At 68.6% G+C, this 1905-nt stretch carries 1 protein-coding gene; it reads left to right on the forward strand.

Annotated elements, in window-relative coordinates; all coding sequences use genetic code 11:
* The first annotated feature begins 509 nt into the window (after positions 1-509).
* A protein-coding gene (locus tag ACFWVE_RS34955) for an IS3 family transposase (RefSeq protein ID WP_384023273.1) occupies positions 510-1747 on the forward strand; the annotation gives its coding sequence in 2 pieces (ribosomal slippage) (positions 510-839 and positions 842-1747; 1236 coding nt in all).
* The last annotated feature ends 158 nt before the right edge of the window (positions 1748-1905 follow it).

Here is a 1905-nt window from a genome sequence, read left to right on the forward strand (position 1 = left end):
GGACCCTAGACAAGTCCCATCGTTGCAGGTCAGGAGCACTCTCCGCTTATTTGATCAAGCCTCGGACACCCCGCCTCGTGAAAGCGCGAGGCTAGCTCCGGGTCCGCTTCCACCCGCACGGCGACAGCGGCGCCGCCACCCGTCTGCGGCGCCAGGAGGTAGTCGACCTGCTCGGGTGTCAGCGGCGTGCGGGACGGCATCAGGTACGGCATCAAGCTCTCCTCACGATGGCCGCCGCGCCACTCACAGCGTCGTCCTCGCATGGTCGGCGCGCTGACCTGTGGACAGAGGACGGAGAACTCTCCCTCCCCGCCAGACGGGATGAATCGGGCTGCAAGGGCCAAACCCGGCCCCCTTGTCCGATTCGGCGGGGGCCACCAGGGGCGGGTGTTTCTCCTAGACCGACCTTGCTACCGGCCGCCAACAGGTCGAGGACAAGGGGACCTGTCCCCGAGTGGTGGACACCTCTGAGCCCGGCCCCGGCAGGGGCCGGGTAGGAGGCATCTTTTATGGTGATGAAGGTCTACTCGCCCGAGTTCAAGGCGGACGCTGTCGCGCTGTACCTGTCGGACCCGAGCCACACTTTCGAGGGCATCGGCAAGGATCTGGGGATCAGCCGGGAGACACTGCGTAACTGGGTGCGGGCCGAGCGGGCCCGCCATGGCGGGGGCAGCACGACGAGTACGAGCACGGAGAAGAGCACGGTGGATTCCCCGCCGACGGCCGAGGAGCTTCAGGCCGAGAACGAGGCCCTGCGCCGGGAGCTGGCGACAGCGCGCAAAGAGGTGCAGAAACTGGCCACCGAGCGTGACATCCTGCGCAAGGCGACGAAGTTTTTCGCACAAGAGATGACCTGGTGACCAACCGCTTCCAGTTCATCGAGGACCACCACCGCGCCTGGGGCGTGAAGCGGTTGTGTGCCGTGCTGGAGGTGGCCCGCTCCAGCTTCTACAAGTGGCGGGCCGGCCGCGCAGCCCGTGCCGTGCGCGAGCGGGCCGATGCCGCTCTCGCCGAGCGGATCAGGGCCGTGCACGCCGAGTGGGACGGCACCTACGGCCGCCCCCGGATCACCGCCGAGCTGCGCGAGGAGGGCGAGCGCGTGAACCACAAGCGCGTCGGGCGGGTGATGCGGAAGTTCGGTATCGCCGGGCTGCGGCTCCGCAAGCGCCAGGTCACCACCGTGCCCGAACCGTCCGCCACCCCGGTACCGGACTTGCTGCGGCGCGACTTCACCTCGAGCGCGCCGAACACCAAGTACGTCGGCGACATCACCTACCTGCCGGTGCGCGACGGCGAGTTCCTGTATCTCGCCACCGTCATCGACTGCTTCTCGCGCCGCCTGGTGGGCTGGTCGATCGCCGACCACATGCGCACCTCGCTCGTCGCCGACGCGCTCCGGGCCGCCGCCGCGACCCGCGGCAGCCTGATCGGAGCCGTCTTCCACAGCGATCACGGAGCCCAGTACAGCTCCCGCCAATTCGCGGAGCTGTGCGCGCAGTTGGGCGTCAGACAGTCAATGGGGGCGGTCGGTACGAGCGCGGACAACGCACTCGCCGAGTCGTTCAACGCCGCCCTCAAACGCGAGACGCTCCGTGGCGCCCGCCGCTACGACGGGGCCCGGGCCTGCCGCCTGGCCGTCTTCCGCTGGGCCACGCGCTACAACACCCGCCGACGACACTCGGCGAACGGACAGCAGGCACCGAACGCCTACGAACAGCAGTCAGCTACCCTGACACTCGCCGCATAACGATACGAATAGGTGTCCACTCCGCAGGGACAAGGTCCAAGGGGTTGGGTGTTCACGATGGCCGCCACGCGCCCGCAGGAGGGGCATGCAGCGGCCACCGAGCCATCGGGTCTCCCTTGCGTTGGCGTCCTCCACCGGCCCTGTAAGGCCGGTGGAGG

The organism is Streptomyces sp. NPDC058632 (genome assembly GCF_042717095.1).
Taxonomy (GTDB): Bacteria; Actinomycetota; Actinomycetes; order Streptomycetales; family Streptomycetaceae; genus Streptomyces.